The sequence below is a fragment of the Leucobacter chromiireducens genome (assembly GCF_051993095.1).
Lineage (GTDB): Bacteria > Actinomycetota > Actinomycetes > Actinomycetales > Microbacteriaceae > Leucobacter > Leucobacter chromiireducens.
Genome location: NZ_CP197024.1, coordinates 184,997 through 206,794, shown reverse-complemented (window position 1 = coordinate 206,794; position 21,798 = coordinate 184,997). Strand labels below are relative to the sequence as shown.

Here is a 21,798-nt window from a genome sequence, read left to right as displayed (position 1 = left end):
ATGCTGGAGCAGGAGCTCATTGAGGCGGGGATGCGACGCGCACTCGCCATCGCGACCCGCGGCCCTGCGCTCGACGCAAATCCTCGCGTCGGCTGCGTTCTGCTCGGACCGGACGGTCGCATCGTCGCTGAGGGCTGGCACCGCGGCGCAGGCACCCCGCACGCGGAGGTGGACGCGCTGGCGCACCTCCCCGCGGAATGGCAAGGCCGGATCTCGGAGCTCACCGCCGTCGTGACGCTCGAGCCGTGCAACCACACGGGACGCACGGGACCGTGCGCCGTCGCGCTCGCGGAGGCTGGAATCGGCGCCGTGGCGTACGCGCTCGGCGATCCCGGTCAGGCGTCTTCGGGTGGCGCGGCAACGCTGCGCGCCGCTGGCACTGAGGTGCGCGGCGGTGTGCTCGCCGGAGAGGCACGTACGCTGCTTGCCGATTGGCTCGGCCGCCACGCAACGCAGGCCGCCGCAGCTCAGACGGACACCGCCGCCGAAACGCCGCTGCCGCGCCCGCGGGTGACCGTGAAGTGGGCGCAGACACTCGATGGTCGCGCCGCAGCCGCCGACGGCAGCAGCCAGTGGATCACGGGGGTCGACGCGCGCGGCGACGTGCACCGCCGACGCGCCGAGGCAGACGCGATCCTGGTCGGCACCGGCACGCTGCTCGCCGACGATCCGGCGCTCACCGCGCGTGCCGAAACCGGTGGCCTGCTCGTTCCTGCGGCAGAGCAGCCCGTGCCCATCATCGTTGGCCATCGTGAGATCCCGGCGAACGCACGGGTGCGCGAGCACCCGGCCCTGGCCGCCCGCGGGCTCGCGGCCCCGATTCGCGTCTCGGGCGATGATCTTCCCGCCGAGCTTGCGGAGCTGCACGCAGCAGGAATCCAGCACATCTTCGTGGAGGGCGGGCCGCGCGTCGCGAGCGCGCTCATCGCTGCCGGGCTCGTCGACGAGGTGCTCGTGTACCTCGCACCGGCGCTGCTCGGTGGGCCACGCCTCGCGATCGGCGATCTCGGTATCTCGTCGATAACCGGCATCACCCGTCTTCGCGTCACACACATCGCGCAGCTCGGCGCAGATCTACTCGTCAAGGCCGCCATCCAGCCGGCCGGGGAAGGAAACTGATGTTCACAGGACTCATCGAGGAGATCGGGGAGATCGTCGCGGTCGCCCCCGTCGGCGATTCGCTGCGCCTCACGATCGCGGGCCCGCTCGTCACGAGTGACGCCGAACACGGCGCGTCCATCGCGGTATCCGGCGTGTGCCTCACCGTGATCGAGCAGGGATCCGCCGCCGATGGCCGCGGCACTTTCACCGCCGATGTGATGGCTCAGTCCATCAAGATGTCGACGCTCGGCGAGCTCGCCGCAGGCAGCGCCGTCAACCTTGAGCGCGCGGTGCGCGTCGATACCCGTCTCGGCGGTCACATCGTCCAGGGGCACGTCGACGGGACCGCCGAGCTCATCTCGTCCACCCCCGCGGAGACCTGGCGAGTGCTGCGATTCAGTCTCTCCCCCGAGCTCGCACCGCTGCTCGTCGACAAGGGTTCGGTGACGCTCTCGGGCGTCTCCCTCACCGTGTCCGCGATCTCTGCACCAGAGGCCACGGACGCGTGGTTCGAAGTGTCCCTCATCCCCGAGACGCTCGCAGCGACCACGCTCGGTGCGCTGGCCCCGGGCGACCGCGTCAACGTCGAAACCGACATCCTCGCGCGCCACGTCGCGCGCATGCTGCGCCTGGGCGTTGTGCCCGCAGCCCCTCAGACCCCCGCGGCCGCTGCCGTCGCCACCACCATCGAAGGATCACACGCATGAGCACCACCGACACCGCAGCGTCTCGCACCCCGGGCATCGCCAGCATCGAGGACGCCATCGCGGCCATCGCCGCGGGCCGTCCCGTCATCGTCGCGGACAACGAGAACCGCGAGAACGAGGGCGACGTCATCATCTCGGCCGAGCTCGCGACGCAGGAGTGGATCGCTTGGACCGTGCGCTGGTCGTCCGGCCTGCTCTGCGCACCGATGACCAACGCGGTGGCCGATCAGCTCGATCTGCCCATGATGGTGGAGCGCAATGAGGATGCCCGCGGCACCGCGTACACGGTCACCGTCGACGCCACCGAGGGCATCACCACCGGCATCAGCGCGAGCGACCGCATGACCACGCTCAAGGCGCTCGCGAACGCCGACGCCGTGCCCGGCGACGTGCGCCGGCCGGGTCACATTCTGCCGCTGCGCGCGGTCGACGGCGGCGTGCGCGCCCGCGATGGGCACACCGAGGCGGCCGTTGAGCTCATGCAGCTCGCAGGCCTGCGCCCGGTCGCCGCGATCGCCGAGATCGTGGCGGAGGATGGCGAGATGATGCGCCTGCCCGGCCTCATCGAACTCGGCGCACGCGAGGGCGTGCTCGTCATCACGATCGAACAGCTCATCGCCTACCTGAACGAGCACGATCCGGCCGGCGCCCCGACGGGTGCGACGCGCAACCGCAGCGTCAGTCTCCGCGCGAACACGCTGCTGCCCACCGAGCGTGGCGATTTCCGCGCACTCGCGTACCGCGACCGCCGCGCCGGCATCGACCACATCGCGCTCGTTGCGCCGACCCCGGACGGGGCGATGCCCACGGGCGAGACGCTCGTGCGCGTGCACTCGGAGTGCATCACCGGCGAAGCCTTCGGCTCCCTCAAGTGCGAGTGCGGGCCGCAGCTCGATGCCGCGCTCGATCGCATCCATGAGCGCGGTGGCGTGGTCGTGTACCTGCGCGGGCACGAGGGCCGCGGCATCGGCCTGGCGAACAAGCTGCGCGCCTACCAGCTGCAGGAGCAGGGGGTCGACACGCTCGACGCCAACCTGCAGCTCGGGCTCCCCGCGGACAACCGCGACTACACCGCGGCAGCGGAGATCCTCGCCGATCTCGGCATCGACCGAGTGCGCTTGCTCACGAACAACCCTGACAAGGTGGCACAGCTCGAGGCGCACGGCATCGACGTGGTTGAGCGGGTGCCGCTCGTCGTCGGCGTCACCGAGCAGAACGTCGGCTACCTGAACGCGAAGCGCGACCGGATGGGCCACCAGCTGCCCGACCAGGTGAGCTAGCCCCGACGCACACGATCACCCCGACCGAAAGGAATCCCCATGAGTGGAGCGGGAGCCCCCAACCTCACTGTCGACGCAGCCGGACTGCGCGTCGCCATCATTGCCGGCAGCTGGCACGAAGAGATCATGTCGTCGCTCGTCGTGGGCGCGGCGGAGACGCTCACCGCGTCTGGCGCGGAGCACAGCCTGTTCCGTGTTGCCGGCGCATTTGAGCTGCCGCTCGCCGCGCAGGTTGCGCTCGCGCCGGTCGCCGAGGGCGGCGGCGGTTTCGACGCAGCCGTGTGCCTCGGCGTCATCATCCGCGGCGGCACCCCGCACTTCGACTACGTGTGTAACGCGGTGACCGATGGCCTGACGCGCGTGCAGCTCGACGCGGGCCGCCCCGTTGGCTTCGGCGTACTCACCACTGACACGGAGCAGCAGGCGCTCGACCGCTCGGGCCATCCCGGCGCTCCCGAGTCGAAGGGACAGGAGGCCGCCGAGGCGGCCCTGCACCTCGCCATCACGGCGAAGCAGATTCGCGAGGAGGGCCCCACCCTCCGCCTCGTTCCAGAGCACTAACCGCGGGCACTGGGCGGCGACCTGCCACGGTCGCCGCCCAGGCGCGCTCGGTAGAGTTGAGCGTATGTCCGGGCTCCCTGATTCCTCCTCGTCGGACCGCAGGGCGTCGCGTCGCCGCGGCCCCGCACGGTCCGCAGATTCGACGCCGCGCGGCCCCCGCGCCTCGCTGAAACAGCTGATCCCGTATCTCTTCGAGCAGCGCCGCCTGCTCACCATCGCACTCGTGCTCGGGCTCATCAGCGCCGCCGCCTCCCTCGTGCAGCCGCTCCTCCTCGGCCAGGTGATCGGCCGCGTCGAGGCGGGCCAGGCGCTCGGCTGGCTGCTCGTGGTGCTCTGCGCGGTTGTGGTGGTCGGCGCCGTACTCAGCGGCCTCCAGCACTACGTGCTGCAGCGCATGGGCGAGGGCGTGGTGCTGACGAGTCGCCGACGCCTCATCGCGAAGATTCTGCACTTGCCCATCTCGCAGTTCGATCAGCGCCGCACGGGCGACCTCGTCTCGCGCATCGGCAGCGATACGACGCTGCTGCGCGCCGTCCTGACGCAGGGCTTTGTCGAGGCGATCAGCGGCATCCTCGTGTTTATTGGCGCACTGATCGGCATGCTCATCATCGATCCTGTGCTGTTCGGGATCACCTTCGGCGTGATTCTTGTCGCCCTCGTTGTGGTGGTGCTCGTGGGCAGCCGTATCCGCCCCGCCGTCGCGCGTGCACAGGAGAAGGTGGGCGATCTCGCGGCGCAGGTCGATCGCACCGTCTCGTCGATCCGCACGATTCGCGCGGCCGGCGCCGCGGAGCGCGAAGAACGCGCCACCGTGCGCGACGCGGAAGAAGCGTACGGCCTGGGTGTGAAGGTCGCGAAGATCTCGGCGTTCATCGTGCCAGTCTCGTTCCTTGCGATGCAGCTCTCGTTCCTCGTGGTGCTCGGTCTCGGCGGCTACCGCGTCGCCACGGGGGCGATCACCATCGCGCAGCTCGTCACCTTCATCATCTTCCTGTTCCTCATGATCATGCCGCTCGGCCAGGCGTTTGGCGCGATCACCGCGGTGAACCAGGCACTCGGCGCGCTGGGCCGCATCCAGGAGATCACCTCACTCCCCACGGAAACCGCGCACGATGCCGAGCTGTCTCCGCTCGGCCGCATCGTGCCGCTTGCGCAGGCGAGCGTGGCGGGCGAAGCGGCGATCCGCTTCGCGGACGTGCACTTCACCTACCGCTCCGCAGCGCCCGAACGGGCGGATGCGCGGTCGCTCGTGCGCAGCACTCGTGGTGCACGCGACGTTCCCCCAGCGGAAATCGTTGCCACTCCCGTGCTCCACGGTGTGGACTTCGAGGTGGCGCGCGGCACACGCGTGGCGCTCGTCGGCCCCTCCGGCGCGGGCAAGTCGACAATCCTCGGGCTGATCGAGCGTTTCTACGATCCGGATCAGGGCTCGGTCTCACTCTTCGGCGCAGACCTGCGCGTGCTCGACCGCACGGAGCTGCGCGCCCAGCTCGGCTACGTTGAGCAGGACGCACCCGTGCTCGCGGGAACGCTGCGTGACAACCTGCGCCTGGGTGCGCCGGACGCGAGCGACGCGGCCTGCGCGCGCGTGCTGCAGGCGGTCAACCTGGGCGGGCTGCTCGGCCGGGCCGCCGGCGGGGCGGCAAGCTCGGGCAACACCTCGGCGCCGAGTGAGCAGAGCCCTGCAGAGCTCGCCGCGGCGCTCGATTTGCAGGTCGGTGAGAGCGGCATCATGCTCTCCGGCGGCGAGAAGCAGCGGCTGGCAATCGCTCGTGCCCTCCTCTCCGCTCCGCCCGTGCTGTTGCTCGACGAGTCGACCGCGAGCCTCGATGGCGTAAACGAGCGGCTGATGCGCGATGCCCTCGACTCGGTCGCGACGGGGCGCACGCTCATCGTCATCGCGCACCGCTTGTCGACCGTCGTCGACTCCGACAAGATCATCGTGCTCGATGGCGGCCGCGTGCTGGGCGAGGGCACGCACGAGGAGCTCGTTGCGTCGACACCGCTGTACCGCGAGCTCGCACGACACCAACTATTGGTGCCCGAAACGCAGGAGTAGAACGGCCCCGCGCTGCTAGGATTTGGGCGTGTCAGATGCTTCCAAAGATGCACGCAGCGCTCCTGCAGTTGAGGGACTCGCGGCCCGCTCAATCACTGAATATGGAACTCGCGAAATCTCGGAAACCGGGGTTCGCGGGGTGGGTGGCGCGCACGGCGTGAACGCGCACGTGCGCGCCTTCGGTGCGCTGCTTGTTATCGAAGCATGGGGCACCGCATCGGAGATCGAGCGTCGCCCGCTGCGACCCGGTTTCCCCACGATGGACGTCATCTTCGTCGAGCAGGGCGAGTTCGAGTACCTCGACGGCAGCGCGTGGCGCGTCTCGCGCGGGCCGCTCATGATCGCGCCGAGCGGTCTCCCCCACCGCGTCCGCTTCACCACCGATTGGCGTTTCATCGTCGCCCGCGTGCCGCGCGAGGCGCTGCTCCCCTACGTGCCGATGCTCTCTGACCAGGTGAACATCGCCACGGAGCTGCGTATGACCGAGCGCGCAATGCAAGCGCTCCTCACCGACCTCGTGCGCAACCCGGATCCGGCCACGGAGGCGGACAGCCAGACCATCGACCGGCAGGTGCTCGACATGGCCGGTACGCTCGTGCTGGGCAGGCAGCAGCCCGACATTGGCATCGGCAGCCCCCGCAACAGCCTCCGCAGCCGCGCGCTCTCCGCAATCGCCGAGCGCAGCGGCGAAGTGCAGCTCACGCCCAACGAGCTTGCCGACGACCTCAGCATCTCGCTTCGCCGACTGCAGGGCGTGTTCGCCGAAGCCGGCAGCTCCGTCGCGGGCGAGATTCGCCGCGAGCGGGCTCGCGTAGCACGCTCGCTCCTGCAAGATGCGCGCTACGACGAACTCAGCACCACCGAGATCGCCGAGCGCGCGGGCTTCGGCTCGAGCACGAGCATGCGCCGCGCGCTCGAGGACCTGTACGGTCTCGGGCCACGCGATCTGCGCACGGGGCGCGCCGCGGCCTAACTCTGTCAACCGGCTCTCCCTCATCACAGGTATGCCGTTCGCCGGCGCCGAGCGGGCGCGCTCCAGCATTCTCAGGTCGGATCAGGTTGAACTCAAGCAGGCTGTGCAGCCGGTGGCGCCTCGAGCCCGAGTGCGACTTCGACGTATGCACGAACATCGGCGCGAGACTCTCTGCGTAGAGCTTGTTCTCCGAGCAACACAGAGAGATCGTTGGCCTGTTCGAGCGCGACAATCGTGCGGGCAATCACCAGTGGGGAAATGCGGGGAGCGAACTCGCCCTGATCTGTTCCCAGCTCGATGAGCCGCTGGTAGAGCATGATCTGACGACCAGATGACTCGCGATGAGCTGGCTGAAAGTCCGGGTGCTCCGCAAGCGTGCCAAGGTTCTCGTAGAGGTGCCTGCGCCGGATGCTGATCTCATCAGGCACGCCGGCATTGACCATCGCGTAAATCCGCTCAGTGGCGCTCGCTGTCCTGTTGAGAATCGACTGCCTCCGTGCGCCATACTGCTCAAGCGCTGCAGACACAGCCGCCATTTGCAGCTCTCGCATGGATTCGAAGTAGTAGAGCACATTGCCCGGAGTCATACCCGCTTCAGCGGCTACTGCCCGCAAAGTGGGTTCCTTCGGTGCCGCATGCACAACTCGCCAATATGCCTGAAGGATCTCCTCCTTGCGCTCCAGGCGCCGGCGTACTGTCGCATTCACGCGCTCAGTCTAGCCCTACCGGGTCTTCTCCTCTTTCTTCTGGCGGCGCCTGCTGCCACACGACGAGATTCTTGAACGTTGGTCAAAACTATGTTAATTTGAACGCCGATCAAAGATGATCGCTGCGGTGCCTCGCAGCCATTCCACTGGAGGAAAGACAGCCATGGCTTCAATAAGGAAAGTTTTCATCAGCGGCGCCGTCGGGCTTTTCGCACTCGCGCTCACGGGCTGCGCGGGAGACAGCTCCGAATCTACGGGCGAGGTCAACACCATCAGGCTGGGCGTAGTGCCCGCTGAAACGGTTGAGGCCACACTGAGCAGCTACTCCACCTTCGTGTCTCTGTTCGAGGAAGAGACCGGCTACACGATCGATTTCTTTGAGGCCACCAATGTCGCCCCGGTCATTGAAGCGACCATCGCCGGCGATCTCGATCTTGTGATGCTTGGCCCCTTCGCTCAGCTGATGGCGCGCGACAATGGCGCGGAGATCACAACTATTGGCCCCCTCCTCGACAGCCCGTGGTCCCAAGACAACACATCCCTCGGGCTCGCTCTGGCCGACAGCGGGCTCTCGTCGATCGAGGATCTCAAGGGAAAGGATGTGTGCTTCATCGACCCCGCGTCAGCCACCGGGTATCTCTTCCCCGCCGCAGCATTCCTTGAAGCTGGCCTCAATCCCGAGACGGATATCAACCCTCTGTTCATTGGCGACCACACCTCCGCAGTTCAGGCGATGGCCGCAGGCGAGTGCGCAGCCGCGTTTACCCACGGCACCAACCTCGAATATGTCGACAGTCCGGGCACATTCACAAAGATCTTCGACCAAGTCGTCCCCGCTCCCGGCCTCTCGGTGTCCACGAGGCTCCCCGAGAACGTACAGAAGAGAGTGACTGACGCCGTGCTCAAGATCAACGGCGATCTCGCGCTGGAACGCGATGTGTGCCCCGCAGAGATGACCATCAACGACGATGAGCGCGGCACCTACTGTCACGCCATCGACGTATTCTGGGGCGTCGTTCCCCGGGATGATTCCTACTGGGACTCCCTCCGCGAAGTTTGCGAGAAGACCCGGGCTCCGGCGTGCGAGGCATGATCGTGTCGCGTCAGAGAGAGCACGGGCTCGCCAGTCTCGCCCGTCGCGCCGCAGAGAGCGTCTCCGCCGATATTGCTGAGAACTACCTTTCCGACATTCTCGTCGAGCACAAGACCTCACGGCTCGATCCCGTGACAGAAATCGACCGACGATCTGAGAGGCGGATCAAGCAGATACTTCTTGAAGCGATGCCGGGGTCCGAAATCATTGGCGAAGAATTCGGCCGCTCAGCGGGCGAAACGGGCTGCGTAAGCTGGCACATCGACCCTATCGATGGGACGCTGAACTACGTCAGCGGGATCCCTTACTTCGCCACTTCAATCGGAGCAGAAGTCGACGGAAGAATCGTCGCTGGCGCAGTACACGACCCACTGCGCCGGGAGACGTTCTGGGCGACTCCTCACGAATCATGGGTGAATGATGAGCCGCTGCCTCGAGCAGGCTCGGCCCCCGCGCCTCCCGGGGTGAACACACATTGGCCCTACTACGGGCTCGAGCCGAAGGAGGCCCAGCACGCTGCACTCGCACGGACGCTTCGCTCGCACGGTGTAGTGCGAGGCCGTGGTTCCTTCGCGCTGCACATTGCGCACGTCGCCGCAGGCCGAGCATCCGTTGCGCTGGAAATCCGCGCGACCGATCCGTGGGACACTGCCGGGGCGATCGCAGTAGCGCAGGGCACAGGATGTGCAATCCGCACGCTCGAGCCGGGCCCCGAAGGCTTCGGCTCGTGGGCGAGTCCCACGTTCATCGTGGCCAGGGACCCAGAAGTTGCGGACGCCCTCAGCCGCGAAATTACCGAGCTGCTCAGACCTCAGTGAGTATCGGCCCCTGAAGTTCATCGAAACAATGGAGTTGCAGATGTCAGAAACCGATGTCCGCGCGGTAGAGCTGCGCGGGATTACCAAACAATTTAACAACGGTGCAGTCACCGCTCTCGACAAGATTGACCTAGAGGTGCCGAGCTGGCAGAAACTTGTGCTCCTCGGCCTGTCCGGGTCCGGGAAGTCAACCACGCTTCGTCTTCTCAACCGGCTCCATGAGCCAAGCGCGGGAGAGGTCCGCGTACTCGGCCAGGACGTCATGGCGATGTCGCAGCGAGAGCTTCGGAGATTTCGACAGCGAGTCGCTTTCGTGTTCCAACACTTCAACCTCGTGGGGCGACTGAGCGCAATCGAGAATGTGCTTGCCGGCCGACTCGGCTCTCTTCGTGGCCCGCGATCTGGTGTCATGATGTATCCGAATCGGATGCGCATCGAGGCCCTTGAGCAGTTAGATCGTGTCGGTCTCGCAGACAAAGCCTTCCAACGAGCAGGAACGCTGTCGGGTGGGCAGCAACAGCGAGTCGGGATCGCTCGGGCGCTCTTCCAAAGGCCGAGCTTGGTGCTCGCTGACGAGCCCGTGGCGTCACTCGACCCAGAGTCCTCTCGCCAGGTCATGGACATCTTGCGTGCGGCCTGCGAGGAAGACGGGTTGACCGTCATCTGTAGCCTGCACCAGGTCGATCTCGCCATTGATTGGGCTGACCGCGTCGTTGGCCTCAGGAACGGGCAGATTGTGTTCGATCGGATGGCGAAAGACATGTCGATCGCAGATGCCTCGACAATTTACTTGCCCGAGGCGGGGAGCGCGCAGTGACCCACCAAGTAACTCGTCAGGGAGTTTCCGAGACGCCCACAGTGGTGCGTCCCCCACGGAGTGCACTGCAGATCAGGCTCCGCGCAGTCGCGCTCATCCTTGCTGCGCTCTTCGCGCTCGCGCTCTGGCAAACAGGCTTCACTCCGTGGAACGTGCTTGGGAGACTCGAGTCGGTCGCTAGCCTCATGAGCCGGATGCTCCCCCCGAGCTTCTCGGATGGCGGGCGCTATATCCAGGCTGTGGCAGAGACGCTCTGGATGGTACTCGGCGGCACTGCGATCGCACTGGTCATCGCAGTGCCACTGTCAGCACTCGCTGCGCGGAACCTCACGACTGGACGAGCGGCGTTCACCATAAGCCGCTTTCTGATCACGCTCACCCGTTCCGTTCCTTCCCTCGTACTCGCACTCCTCTTCGTCCGCGCAATCGGAGTAGGTCCGATGGCGGGCGTGCTCGCGATGGGTATCAGTTCAATCGGCATGGTCGCGAAGTTCTTCGCGGATCGCATCGAAGAGATCGACATGGGCATCGTCGAGGCCCACCGCGCATCCGGGGCCACTCGTCTCCAGGTCTTCGTCTCAGCGGTGTTGCCGCAGGTGGTGACGAACTGGATCTCACTTGGCCTCTACCGCTTCGATATCAACCTCCGCAACTCAGTCATCCTGGGCTTCGTCGGCGCTGGCGGCATTGGCTTCGAACTCCAACGCGTGCTTGGGCAAATGGCATACAAACGAGTGCTTGCGATCTCGATCCTCATCTTCATACTGATCCTCGCAATCGAGCAGGTCTCAGCGCTCGCACGCCGCGCAGTTCTCGGCGCAGAGAGCGACCCGGGTCGGAACCCCTTCTCCCTGCGGGGGCGATCACGCGCGAATCGTACCGCGAGGAGCGATCAGCCCACCCACCCGACCAGCGCGATCACGCTACCGCACCGATCTTCCTTTCACGTGCACACGTCATCACGAGAGGCCCGCATCCACGCCGGGTGGAGCTTCGAGCGAGTCACGAGGTGGACACTGGGGTGGGGCTCAATAGCGCTCGTCCTCCTCAGCTTCGTGGTTCTCGGGATCAACCCCACGGCCGTCGGCGAGGCCGTCGTGAGCATCCTTCCGTATCTCGCGAACCTGTTCCCGCCCGATTTCGTTACGAACATTGCCGCCCACGGGGCCCTCATGTTTGAGACACTCTGGATGGCACTGGCAGCCACGGGGCTCGGCATGGTGCTTGCTATCCCTGTGGGAGTCATCGCAGCACGAAACGCGACGTTCCATCCCGGAGCTGCGCGAGTCTCTCGCCTGCTGACCGTGCTCGTACGAGGAATCCCCGACCTCATGTTGGCCATCCTGCTCGTGGTCGCGGTTGGCCTTGGCCCTCTGGCGGGTGTGCTTGCCCTCACAATCGGCTCAATCGGCTTCACGGGGAAGCTCATCGCCGACGCGATCGAAGACACGGACCTCTCAAAGCAGAACGAGGCAATGCACGCCGTCGGTGCAACTTGGCTGCAACGCACGATCGCGTCGACCCTTCCGACCGCATTCCCAGCAGTGGTCGGAGTGGGGCTCTTCACCTTCGACGTCTACGTTCGCTCCGCCACGGTCATGGGCATTGTCGGAGCTGGTGGAATCGGGCTTGCTCTCGATGCCTCGATCCGCGGCCGTCAGCTGGGTCAGACGTCTGCGCTGATCATCATGATCTTCGCCGTCGTATACCTTACCGAATGGTTCTCAGGGTGGCTGCGAAAGCACATCATTCAGTAGCAAATGGTGAACGGGCGAGCTTCGGGTCAAGCGACAGAATGCGCCGTGGCCTAACGCGGCTCGGGGCGCGGGTCCGGCGCGAGCAGGCGATCGATGTTCGGGGCGATGAGCGGGCGAGCAAGCCGCGACACCCACGCGCCGGAGAGCACGAGCGCGATCGCCACCCCGATCGCGACGAGGAGCAGGACGCCGGGCCACCCGAGCCCACCGATCCAGTCAATCGCCCCCGTCTCGCGCATCGCGTAGACGATGGGGCCGTGTAACAGGTAGACCGCCATCGTGCGCGTGCCCCACACGGTCGCACGACCGTGGCCACGCGGCACGACAACAAGCAGCGCAAACGTCATTGCCGCGGCGATGACGAGAAGCCCCACCGTCACGAGCGTGCCGCTCACAGCCGTTGCGCTCCACGACTCGGGCTGCCAGTCACTCACCGGCGGCGTCTCGAAGAGCCACTCGTAGTCGTCCCGCCACGTGAGCCAGCGGTCGATCCGCCACTCGTATCGCAGCTGTGGCACGAGCGCGAAGCAGAGCGCCACGATCCCGAGCAGCGACCAGGCGCCGGCCCGCAGCGCACGGGAGGGAGCCATGAACCACTCGCCGTCGAGCCAGCCGCGATCCCGAATGAGCCAGCCGGCCACAAAGAACGGGAGGAACGTGAGCGTGCGCGCGGCCGAGAACTCAGTATCGATCGCGGGGATGAGCCCCGAGCCGAGCGCGATCACGATCGACACGATAAGTGGATGCTTCAGGCGCGCAAAGAACGGCAGCAGGATACGCATCGTGACGAGCGAGACGAGAAACCAGAGGGTCCAGGCCGGGCTCACGAGGAACGCGCTCCCTGGGGTCCGCCCCTCGACAAAAAATCGGATGACTGCCCAGATGCCCTCCCACAGGCCCCACGTGACGAGCAGCTGCAGCGTGGAGCGCACCATCTTGCGGTCCGTCACGGGTCGCGCGAAGAGTCCGGAGAGCAAGATCATCGCGGGCATATGGAACAGGTAGATGTACGCGTAGATACCGAAACTGAGCGCGGTGTCCGTGCGCACGGTCGAGATTGCGTGCCCCACCACTACGAGCACAATGAGCACAAAGCGCGCGTTATCCCAGAGCGCGATGCGGGGCTTCGGCGACGTGGTCACGTCTGTAGCCTAACCGGGCGAACGGAGAATTCTCGGGAACGATACGGGGTTGCAGAAACGCAAAACGGCCCCGGTGTGCACCGGGGCCGTACTGGAGCCGCCTACCAGAATCGAACTGGTGACCTATTCATTACGAGTGAATCGCTCTACCGACTGAGCTAAGGCGGCCTGGCGCGGGATTGCTCTCGCGCACAAGCAATTACTTTAGCATGAGGAACCCCCTGCTCCGCACACCGACGGCGCTTCCCGCCTGCAGGCCGGGCGCGCCGCCGCGCGCGGCTCAGCCAACTACACCGTACAGTGCGGGTCTGCCGCCGGCACGGTGCCGTCGAGGAAGTAGGCGTCGACCACCTCGCCAACGCAGGAGCTCGTCGTGTAGGCGGTGTGCCCCTCTCCGACGTAGGTGACGAGCGTGCCGCTCTCGAGCTGCGTGGCGAGCGACTCGGCCCAGCGATAGGGCGTGGCCGGGTCGCCTGTGGTGCCGACGACGAGGATGGGGTCCGCGCCCGCGGCGGTCACTGGGGTGCGCTCGGCAACCCCCGGGACGGGCCACTCCGCGCAGCTGATGTCACCGTACCCCTGGTAGCGACCGATCGTCGGGGCGATCTGCGCGAGCTCTGCCGCATCGTCACGCATGCGCTGCACATCGAGCTCGTTCGGGTAGTCGAGGCAGTTGATCGCGGAGAACGCCTCCGTCGAGTTGCTCTGGTACTCCCCATCCTGCCGGTCGTTGTAGGCGTCGGCGAGGATCAGTGCCATCTCAGGGTCGTCAACAGCGAGCGATGTGAAGAGCTGGTCGAGGTAGCCCCACATCTCCTGCGAGTACAGCGGGAAGACGATCGCGGTGAGCGCGACCCCCGAGGAGACCGTGCGCCCGTCCTTGCCGGTGAGCGAGTTCGCGTCGACGCGATCCAAGAGCGCACCGATCTGCGCCATCGCCTCGTCCACCGAGCCGGTGAGCGGGCAACCGCGGCGCTGCAGGCAGTCGGTTGTGTACGCGCGCAGCGCGTTCTCGAAGCCGATCGTCTGCTCGCGCACCACGTCTCGCATGGTGGCCTCGGGGTCCATCGCACCGTCGAGCACCAGCCGCCCCACGCGCTCCGGGTACGCATCCGCGTAGCGTGCACCGATATAGGTGCCGTAGGAGAAGCCCAGGTAGTTCAGCTTCGCGTCGCCCACGATGCCGCGCAGCATGTCAAGATCCTGCACGGTGTCGCTCGTTGCGACGTGCGCGAGCAGGTCTCCGTTCCGCTCCTCGCACGCCTGCGCGAATTCCTTCGCCTGCGCGCGTGCCACATCGATCCAGGCGTCGCTGCCGCGCTCGAGATCCGCGGTCTCGGCGTCGTCACCGTAGAGGTACTCGTCCATCCCCTTCGTGTCGAGGCACTCCACGGGAGCAGAGTTCCCCACACCGCGCGGATCCCACCCAATCACGTCGTATGCCGCGCGCACGTCGGCGGACACGGCGTGCTCCACCGCGTTCGCCACGTACTCGGCGCCCGAGGCACCAGGGCCGCCCGGGTTCACAAACAGCGTGCCCAGCTTCTTCACGCCGCCCGTCGCCTCGCTCTTCACGAGCCGCAGCGTGATCGCCTCCCCCTCGGGCTCGCTCCAGTCAAGCGGCGCGTACACATCAGCGCACCGCATGCCGCTCGCGCAGGGCTGCCACTCGGGCTCCTGCTCCTGGAAGCTCTGCGCATCACCCACGGGCTTCGTCGGCAGCTTGGGATCGCTTCCGCCGCCAGCTCCGCCGAGCCCAGGGATGAGGGAACAGCCAGCGAGCAGCGCGGCAGCCGCGAGCGCAGCCCCACCGAGGGTCAGCCTGCGCCACACGCTGCGGCGATCGTCGGGTGCGGCCATTATGCGTCCTCCACTGCGATGATTCCGGCGAACAGTGCCTCGAGTACGAGCCCGGGGGTGATGCCACGACCCAGCCGCTCGCGCGCGGTCTCGACTGCGGCCACCACGGCGAGTGCCCGCTCGGGCCCCCATCGTCCGGCCCGATCCGCGATCTGCGCAAGCTGCTCCCGGTTGATGACCTCGATGCCGGGATCCGCCACCGGCTGCTCCGCGTCGCGATCGACGATGAGCGAGTACAGCAAGATGTCGCGCGTCACCGAGAGCAGGTCGGTGAGAATCCGATCGATGCCGTCGCGCAGGCTGCGCGTGGCCCGCCGCTTCTGGTCTTCTTCGAGGGCGCGGATCTGTGCGCGCATCTGCGGCGGGATCGCAGCGCCCGGCGCGAGGCCGAGGCTGCGCAGCGCGTCCTCTCGTTCGCGCGCGTCGCGTTCCTCGGTCAGCGCGGTGGCGTCGGCTTCTGCGACCTTCATGAGCGCTGCCGCGGCGCGCATCGCGTCGCCGAGAGTCGCGATGCCCAGCGCAAGCGCCACGCTTCGATCGCGCCGCGCCATCGCGTCAGGGTCTGAGGCGAGCCGGCGCGCCATGCCGATGTGGCTTTGCGCCAGGCGCGCTGCGCGCTCGGCCGCTGCCGCGTCAATGCCGTCGCGCTCGTGCAGGAGGCGCGCGATGTCGTCAGGGCTCGGGGTTGCCAGGCGCAGCGAACGGGTGCGAGACCGGATGGTGGGAAGCAAGTCGGCCTCACTCGGGGCGCACAGAATCCACACGGTGCGCTCCGGCGGCTCTTCAAGCGCCTTCAGCAGCACGTTCGAGGTGCGCTCCGGCATACGGTCCGCATCTTCGATCACGATCACGCGGTAGCGTCCCTCGGCGGGTGCGTAGTGCGCGGTCGTGACGATCTCGCGGGCCGCGCGAATGTCGATCAGCAGCTTCTGGGTGGTGAGCACACCGAGGTCCGGGTGCGTCCTGGCGCGCACCTGCTCGAAGACGTGCGCCCGCTCACTCTCCTGCCGCGCAATCAACGCGGCAGCGAAGCGGAACGCAAGGTTCGAGCGGCCCGAGCCTGGCGGGCCGGTGATGAGCCAGGCGTGCGCGACCACCGCGTCCGGCTCGCTGGCGCGCTGCAGTGTGCCAACGGCCTCGCTCTGACCGACGATCTCTGCCCAGTACTCCACCCCAAGAGCGTACCGCGAGCCCCTGACAGGGACGGGCGCTCCCGGTGCAGACGGAGCGCCGAAGCGGAGCTCCGCGGCCGCGCTCAGCCCGCGAGGTCGACGAACTCGGCAGGCCCGCGATCCATCGTTGCGGCCCCGGCGCTGAGCTCAGCCGAAAGCTCCGCGAGCGGCGCGATCTCGTTCTCCGCGATGTGGAAGCGCTGGGCAATGTGATCGGAATAGTCTGCGCCACCCACCCCGTACCCGCGGCGGCGCGCCTCGGCCTCGATCTGCGCGGCCACGTCGTAGGCGCAGTGGACGGTCACCTCGTGGCGAATCGCGCGCTGCACGCGCCGGGCACGGAGCATCGCCTCTGCGACCGCGGCACGGTACGCGCGGGTGAGCCCGCCTGCCCCAAGGAGCACGCCACCGAAGTAGCGCGTCACCACCGCAACCACGTCGCTCACGCCGGCGGAGGTGAGCGCGTCGAGCATGGGTGCCCCGGCGGTGCCGCTCGGCTCGCCGTCGTCGTTCGAACGCTGAATCCGCGCTTCGGGTCCGATCACGAATGCCGAGCAGTGGTGGCGTGCGCGCGGGTGTTCGGCACGCACGCGCGCGATCACCGCGCGCGCCTCCTCCTCCGAGGCGACCCGCTCCAGCCGGGTGAGGAAGCGCGATCGCGAGATCTCGAGCTCGGTGTCGACGGCCTCGCCAATCGTCTCGTACTCCATGACCCCTCCCCGGGCATTTGCGGCGGCCCGGTTCCCGGGCGAAGCCCACCGAGTCTCGGTACCATCGAGTCTATGGCTGGCGAGAGTGTACGGATAGACGCGTGGGTGTGGGGTGTGCGCCTCGCAAAGACGCGCAGCCAGGCCACCGCCGCGTGCCGTGCAGGTCATGTTCGCGTGAATGACGCCACCGCGAAGGCCGCGCAGCCCGTCCGCCTCGACGACGTGGTGCGGGTACGCCTGCACGGCTTCGAACGCATCTACCGGGTCACCGGACTGCCCGTGCGCCGCGGCAGCGCGGAGGAGGCCGCGAAACACTTCGAGGACCTCACGCCGCCCGCCCCGCCCCGGGTGGAGCGCCCCGCCGCGGTTGTTCGGGATCCTGGCGCGGGCCGCCCCACGAAGCGCGATCGGCGCGAGCTCGATCGGCTGCGCGGCCGGTGAGCACGGCAGTCGCACCCTCGCTCGTCGAGGCGGAGTGGCGCGCGCTCGAGCGGGCCCATGAGGAACGCGCGGATGCGCTCACCGCGGGGCATCGATCCCGCACACAACTGCGCGAGAAGCACCCGATCGAAGACTTTCTGTGGACGTACTACTCGGTGAAGCCGGGCGAGCTGCGGCGCTGGCATCCGGGTGCAGGTGTTCGGCTCGCGGGCGCCGGCGCGGCCCGCTCGGAGTGGCGGTACTACCGCGCGGCCGGAGCTGATTCCGCCGACGCGCTCGTCGATCTGCCCACGTTCTTCGCGCGCCGCGGCGGCACCGTGGACTTCGTCGAGCAGCTGCTCGCAGCCACACTCGAGCACACCCCCAAGTACGGCTGCTTCGGATTGCACGAGTGGGCGATGGTCTACCGACTCACCCCCGAACAATTGCGGCACAGCGCCCTGCCCCTGCGTATCGGCCACGCCGCGACCGACGCCGTGGTTGAGTCGCACCAGATTGGCTGCACCCACTTCGATGCCTACCGTTTCTTCACGCCCGAGGCGGCGCCGCTGAACTCGCTGCGGCCCACTCGCGAGACGCAGCCCGCGCTCGAGCAGTCCGGCTGCCTGCACGCGGGCATGGACGTGTACAAGTGGGCCTCAAAGCTTGGCCCGATCGTGCCGGGCGATCTCTTGCTCGACACGTTCGTGCTCGCCCGCGACATCCGCGAGGTCGATATGCGGGCCTCCCCCTACGACGTCACGGGGTATGCGGGGGCTGACGGCACGCCGCTTGCGCCGATCCCCATCGAGACCAGCGCGGGGAAGCGTGAATACGCGGCGCTGCAACGAGGTTTTGCGGCGCGCGGAAATGCGCTGCGGGAGCGCGTGCTCGCGGCGATTGCCCGGGCTCGGTCTGCGGGGTCGCGGCGCTACTCTGCGGAGTGAGCGGCGGACTCGGCGAGCCTCGGGGCGCGGGCGACACGCTCAGCCGAGCGGCGCGGCCCGCGGATCGCCCGCAGCGCGCCCAAGATCGCCACGAGGTCGACCAGCTCCTGCATCCACGCTCCCACGAGCGCCGGCAGGAAGCCGAAGGCAGCGACGAGCATCAGCACCACGCTGAACGCAATGCCTAGCCAGATGCTCTGCACCGCGATGCGCACCGTGTCGCGCCCAATGCGCACCGCGTCAGCCACCCCGGCGATCCGGTCGAAGCGGTTCACCACGTCGGCCGACTCGCTCGCGGCCGTCGAACCGCGCGCACCCATCGCGAAGCCCACGTCGGCCGCCGCAAGCACGGGCGCATCGTTCAGCCCGTCGCCCGTCATCAGCAGCGGGCGCGTCTCCACCCCGGCGATGATGCGCACCTTGTCGGCGGGGGTGCACTCCGCGTGCACCTCACCGATGCGCAGCTGCGCCGCGAGCGGGTTCGCTGTCGCCGCGACATCGCCCGTCACCATGAGCATGTGTTCGACGCCCAGCTCGCGCAGCTCGGCCACCGTGTCGATCGCGTCATCGCGCAGGCGATCCCGCATCACGAGCGTGCCGGCGAAGCGCTCATCGAGCGACACGTAGATCGCAAGTTCACCCGGCTCGAGCCCCACGTGCCGCAGCGCCGGCGCGGCTTCGGCCACCCACGCGGGCTTGCCGACGCGCACAAGCCCGGCGGCCACACGTGCCTCGACGCCATTGGTGGCGTATTCTTCCGCCGACTCGACAGCAACGAGCTCGATGCCGCGCTCCTTCGCCGCGCCCACGACGGCGCTCGCGAGGACGTGCGAGGAGAACACCTCGGCGGAGGCGGCGAGCTGCAGCACCTCGTCCTCGGTGAAGCCCTCCTGCGCAACGATGCGCCGCGGCTCGGGTTTGCCGGTGGTGAGCGTGCCCGTCTTGTCGAACGCGGCCGAGCGCACCTGGGCGAGCTGCTCAAGCGTGCCGCCGCCCTTCACGATGAGCCCAGACTTCGCAGCGCGGCTCATGCCGCCGAGGAACGCGACGGGCGCCGCAATGAGCAGCGGGCACGGCGTCGCCACGACGAGCACCTCGGCAAAACGCACGGCGTCACCGCTCACGGCCCAGGCGATCCCGGCGATTGCGAGCGAGAAGAGGGTGAATGGCACGGCGTAGCGATCGGCCATGCGCACGGTCTTCGCCTTGCTGCCCTGGGCGTCCTCGACGAGGCGCACAATCTGCTGGTACTGGCTGTCGCTCGCAAGCGCGGTGGCGCGCATGCGCACGGCGACCGGCCCGTTGACCACGCCGGAGGAGACCTTCTCTCCCGCAGCCCGCTCAACAGGCAGGCTCTCGCCGGTGAGCGACGACTCGTCGAAGGAGGCACCGTGCTCGAGCAGGATCGCATCGACCGGCACGAGGGTTCCGGGACGCACGAGCAGAGTGTCGCCGACCATGATCTCGTGCACGTCGACGTCCTCGGTGCGATCGGCACCATCTTCGTCGAGCTGCCCGGTGAGCACGCGGGTCGCGCGGCTGGGCGCCCGCTCGAGCAGTGCGGTGAGCTCGCGCTTCGATCGGTTCTCGGCGTAGTCTTCGAGTGCCTCGCCGCCCGTCAGCATGAGCACGACGACGAGCGCGGCCCAGGGCTCCCCCACCAGCACTGCGGCGACGATCGCGGTGACCGCGAGGATGTCGAGGCCGGCGTGGCCGCGCAGCAGCTGCCGCACCATCTCGACGGCCTGCCACGCGGCAATGAGCAGCGCGTAGCCGCCCACGAGCCACGGCGCCGCGTCGCGACCCGGGGTCGCGAGGAGCAGGAGGCCGACCACACCGACGACGAGCGTGGCAGCAACGGCGGGGTACGCGCGCGCGGCGCTCCGCAACTTCTTCATCTCTCCATTGTCTCCCAGAGCAGGCATTCCCGCACCACAGCGTAGGCATACCTCACCCCTCAAAAACGCGACAGCGCCCACCCGAAACCGGGTGGGCGCTGCGTGCTTCGATCGGGATCTGACCCGACGCGTTAGCGCTCGGAGGCGATCTGCGTGTGGTGCTGAATCACCTCGGCGACAACGAAGTTGAACCACTTCTCGGCGAACTCGGGATCGAGGTGCGCGTCCTCCGCGAGGCTGCGCAGGCGAGCGATCTGCCGCGCTTCACGCGACGGATCGGACGCCGGCATCTCGTTCTCGGCCTTTAGCAGGCCCACCTCCTGCGTGCATCGGAAGCGCTCCGCAAGCATGTGCACGAGCGCTGCATCGATATTGTCGATGCTGGAGCGCAGGCGGTCGAGGCGTTCGACAGGGGTCGGTTCAGTCATCGCGATCCCTTAATCGAGCAGATCGTGCAGTTCGACGACCTGCTCGCGCTCGGGGCCAACGCCCACCGCGGAGAAGCGCGCGCCGCTCATCGCCTCGAGGGCAACGATGTAGTCCTGCGCGTTCTTCGGCAGCTCATCGAAGCTGCGGCAGCCCGTGATGTCTTCGTCCCAGCCCGGGAACTCCTGGTACACCGGCACGGCGTGGTGGAAGTCGGATTGGTTGACCGGCATCTCATCGTGGCGCACGCCGTTCACGTCGTAGGCGACGCAGACGGGGATCGTCTTCAGGCCGGACAGCACGTCGAGCTTCGTCAGCACGAAGTCGGTGACTCCGTTGATGCGCGCCGCGTAGCGAGCCATCGGTGCGTCGTACCAGCCACAGCGGCGCGCGCGGCCGGTGGTCACACCGAACTCGCCGCCCTTCGTCTGCAGGAACTCGCCCATCTCGTCGAACAGCTCGGTCGGGAACGGGCCCGATCCCACGCGAGTCGTGTACGCCTTGATGACCGCGATGATGCGGTCGATCTTGTGCGGGGGCACGCCGGAGCCGGTGGCCGCGCCGCCCGAGGTCGCGTTCGAGCTCGTCACGAATGGGTACGTGCCGTGGTCGATGTCGAGCATCGTGGCCTGGCCGGCCTCGTACAGCACCGTCTTGTCGTCGGCGAGAGCGTTGTGAAGCAGCAGTCCGGTGTCGCACACCATCGGCTCGAGCAGCTCGCGGTAACTCAGCAGGTCGGCGACCACCTCGTCGGCGTTGATCGCGCGACGGTTGTAGATCTTGACGAGCACCTGGTTCTTGAACTCGAGTGCCGCTTCGACCTTCTGGCGGAGGATGCCCTCGTCGAAGATGTCCTGGATGCGGATGCCGACGCGGTTGATCTTGTCCGCGTAGGCGGGCCCGATGCCGCGGCCGGTGGTGCCGATCTGGCGCTTGCCAAGGAAGCGCTCGGTCACCTTGTCGAGGGTGCGGTGGTACTCGGTGATGACGTGCGCGTTGGCGCTCACCTTCAGCTTCGAGACGTCGACGCCGCGCTCCTTGAGCGCATCGAGCTCGAGCTTCAGCACGGCGAGGTCGACCACCACGCCGTTCGCGATGACCGGCACAACGCCGGGCGTGAGGATGCCCGACGGGAGCAGGTGCAGCGCGTACTTCTGGTCTCCGATCACGACAGTGTGACCGGCGTTGTTGCCGCCGTTGAACTTGACGACGTAGTCGACGCGGCTTCCGAGGAGATCGGTCGCGCGTCCCTTGCCCTCATCGCCCCACTGGGCACCGGTGATGAGCACTGCGGGCATTTCAGCCCCTTCCTTCGCACTAGGCAGATACCGCCCCAGTCTACCCGTGACC

General features: G+C 67.5%; 20 protein-coding genes and 1 tRNA gene. 12 read left to right on the top strand and 9 right to left on the bottom strand.

Annotated features, from left to right (window positions below):
- From ribD to ACR81A_RS00965, 6 genes are all read left to right on the top strand, one after another.
- Complete coding sequence (ribD, locus tag ACR81A_RS00990; RefSeq protein ID WP_440312288.1) at positions 1-1,119, top strand: bifunctional diaminohydroxyphosphoribosylaminopyrimidine deaminase/5-amino-6-(5-phosphoribosylamino)uracil reductase RibD; 1,119 nt, start codon at positions 1-3, stop codon at positions 1,117-1,119.
- Complete coding sequence (locus ACR81A_RS00985; protein WP_440312287.1) at positions 1,119-1,808, top strand: riboflavin synthase; 690 nt, start codon at positions 1,119-1,121, stop codon at positions 1,806-1,808. Before ribD ends, ACR81A_RS00985 begins: the two co-directional genes overlap by 1 nt.
- On the top strand, positions 1,805-3,088 hold the full coding sequence (gene ribA / locus ACR81A_RS00980) for a GTP cyclohydrolase II (protein ID WP_202382510.1): 1,284 nt from the start codon (positions 1,805-1,807) through the stop codon (positions 3,086-3,088). Before ACR81A_RS00985 ends, ribA begins: the two co-directional genes overlap by 4 nt.
- Positions 3,089-3,127: 39 nt before the next feature.
- The gene (ribH, locus tag ACR81A_RS00975) at positions 3,128-3,649 is read left to right on the top strand and encodes a 6,7-dimethyl-8-ribityllumazine synthase (protein WP_440312286.1); all 522 of its coding nucleotides are present in this window, start codon (positions 3,128-3,130) and stop codon (positions 3,647-3,649) included.
- A 64-nt stretch (positions 3,650-3,713) separates the two neighbouring features.
- Positions 3,714-5,708, top strand: coding sequence for an ABC transporter ATP-binding protein (locus ACR81A_RS00970; RefSeq protein WP_440312285.1), 1,995 nt, complete (start codon positions 3,714-3,716; stop codon positions 5,706-5,708).
- Positions 5,709-5,736: 28 nt separating this feature from the next.
- Positions 5,737-6,681, top strand: a complete 945-nt coding sequence (locus ACR81A_RS00965; RefSeq protein ID WP_440312284.1) for a helix-turn-helix domain-containing protein — start codon at positions 5,737-5,739, stop codon at positions 6,679-6,681.
- A 92-nt stretch (positions 6,682-6,773) separates the two neighbouring features.
- Here the strand turns inward: ACR81A_RS00965 and ACR81A_RS00960 are convergent, their stop codons facing one another.
- Positions 6,774-7,388, bottom strand: a complete 615-nt coding sequence (locus tag ACR81A_RS00960; RefSeq protein ID WP_440312283.1) for a hypothetical protein — start codon at positions 7,386-7,388, stop codon at positions 6,774-6,776.
- Positions 7,389-7,551: 163 nt separating this feature from the next.
- On the opposite strand from ACR81A_RS00960, the gene phnD reads away from it, so the two are divergent.
- From phnD to phnE, 4 genes are read left to right on the top strand one after another with little or no spacing between them, the layout of a single operon-like run.
- The gene (gene phnD / locus ACR81A_RS00955) at positions 7,552-8,481 is read left to right on the top strand and encodes a phosphate/phosphite/phosphonate ABC transporter substrate-binding protein (protein WP_440312282.1); all 930 of its coding nucleotides are present in this window, start codon (positions 7,552-7,554) and stop codon (positions 8,479-8,481) included.
- 2 nt (positions 8,482-8,483) lie between these two features.
- Positions 8,484-9,299, top strand: coding sequence for an inositol monophosphatase family protein (locus tag ACR81A_RS00950; protein WP_440312281.1), 816 nt, complete (start codon positions 8,484-8,486; stop codon positions 9,297-9,299).
- 40 nt (positions 9,300-9,339) lie between these two features.
- The gene (phnC, locus tag ACR81A_RS00945; protein ID WP_440312280.1) at positions 9,340-10,116 is read left to right on the top strand and encodes a phosphonate ABC transporter ATP-binding protein; all 777 of its coding nucleotides are present in this window, start codon (positions 9,340-9,342) and stop codon (positions 10,114-10,116) included.
- Positions 10,113-11,873 carry a phosphonate ABC transporter, permease protein PhnE gene (gene phnE / locus ACR81A_RS00940; RefSeq protein ID WP_440312279.1) on the top strand — a complete coding sequence of 587 codons (1,761 nt, stop codon included), beginning with the start codon at positions 10,113-10,115 and terminating at the stop codon, positions 11,871-11,873. Before phnC ends, phnE begins: the two co-directional genes overlap by 4 nt.
- 50 nt (positions 11,874-11,923) lie before the next feature.
- On the opposite strand, the gene ACR81A_RS00935 is transcribed toward phnE, so the two are convergent.
- The 5 genes from ACR81A_RS00935 to ACR81A_RS00915 form a co-directional block, all read right to left on the bottom strand.
- Complete coding sequence (locus ACR81A_RS00935; RefSeq protein ID WP_440312278.1) at positions 11,924-13,015, bottom strand: acyltransferase family protein; 1,092 nt, start codon at positions 13,013-13,015, stop codon at positions 11,924-11,926.
- A 92-nt stretch (positions 13,016-13,107) separates the two neighbouring features.
- A tRNA-Thr gene (locus ACR81A_RS00930) sits at positions 13,108-13,183 on the bottom strand.
- Positions 13,184-13,303: 120 nt separating this feature from the next.
- Complete coding sequence (locus ACR81A_RS00925) at positions 13,304-14,875, bottom strand: alpha/beta hydrolase (RefSeq protein ID WP_440312277.1); 1,572 nt, start codon at positions 14,873-14,875, stop codon at positions 13,304-13,306.
- Positions 14,875-16,047 (bottom strand): DNA polymerase III subunit delta', encoded by a 1,173-nt coding sequence (locus tag ACR81A_RS00920; RefSeq protein WP_440312276.1) that lies wholly within the window; start codon positions 16,045-16,047, stop codon positions 14,875-14,877. Before ACR81A_RS00920 ends, ACR81A_RS00925 begins: the two co-directional genes overlap by 1 nt.
- 83 nt (positions 16,048-16,130) lie before the next feature.
- Positions 16,131-16,757: a YigZ family protein gene (locus ACR81A_RS00915; protein ID WP_202382517.1), complete on the bottom strand. Its 627-nt coding sequence runs from the start codon at positions 16,755-16,757 to the stop codon at positions 16,131-16,133.
- A gap of 72 nt (positions 16,758-16,829) precedes the next feature.
- Between ACR81A_RS00915 and ACR81A_RS00910 the strand changes: the two genes are divergently transcribed.
- Positions 16,830-17,198, top strand: coding sequence for an RNA-binding S4 domain-containing protein (locus ACR81A_RS00910; RefSeq protein ID WP_202382518.1), 369 nt, complete (start codon positions 16,830-16,832; stop codon positions 17,196-17,198).
- On the top strand, positions 17,195-18,124 hold the full coding sequence (locus ACR81A_RS00905; protein WP_440312275.1) for a 3-methyladenine DNA glycosylase: 930 nt from the start codon (positions 17,195-17,197) through the stop codon (positions 18,122-18,124). Before ACR81A_RS00910 ends, ACR81A_RS00905 begins: the two co-directional genes overlap by 4 nt.
- Here the strand turns inward: ACR81A_RS00905 and ACR81A_RS00900 are convergent.
- The 3 genes from ACR81A_RS00900 to ACR81A_RS00890 all read right to left on the bottom strand — a co-directional run bounded on the left by ACR81A_RS00900 (position 18,109) and on the right by ACR81A_RS00890 (position 21,746).
- On the bottom strand, positions 18,109-20,022 hold the full coding sequence (locus ACR81A_RS00900) for a heavy metal translocating P-type ATPase (RefSeq protein ID WP_440312274.1): 1,914 nt from the start codon (positions 20,020-20,022) through the stop codon (positions 18,109-18,111). The genes ACR81A_RS00905 and ACR81A_RS00900 overlap by 16 nt on opposite strands.
- Before the next feature lie 131 nt (positions 20,023-20,153).
- Positions 20,154-20,450 (bottom strand): chorismate mutase, encoded by a 297-nt coding sequence (locus ACR81A_RS00895; RefSeq protein ID WP_440312273.1) that lies wholly within the window; start codon positions 20,448-20,450, stop codon positions 20,154-20,156.
- Between the two features lie 9 nt (positions 20,451-20,459).
- Positions 20,460-21,746 carry an adenylosuccinate synthase gene (locus ACR81A_RS00890; protein ID WP_202382522.1) on the bottom strand — a complete coding sequence of 429 codons (1,287 nt, stop codon included), beginning with the start codon at positions 21,744-21,746 and terminating at the stop codon, positions 20,460-20,462.
- Positions 21,747-21,798: the final 52 nt, after the last annotated feature.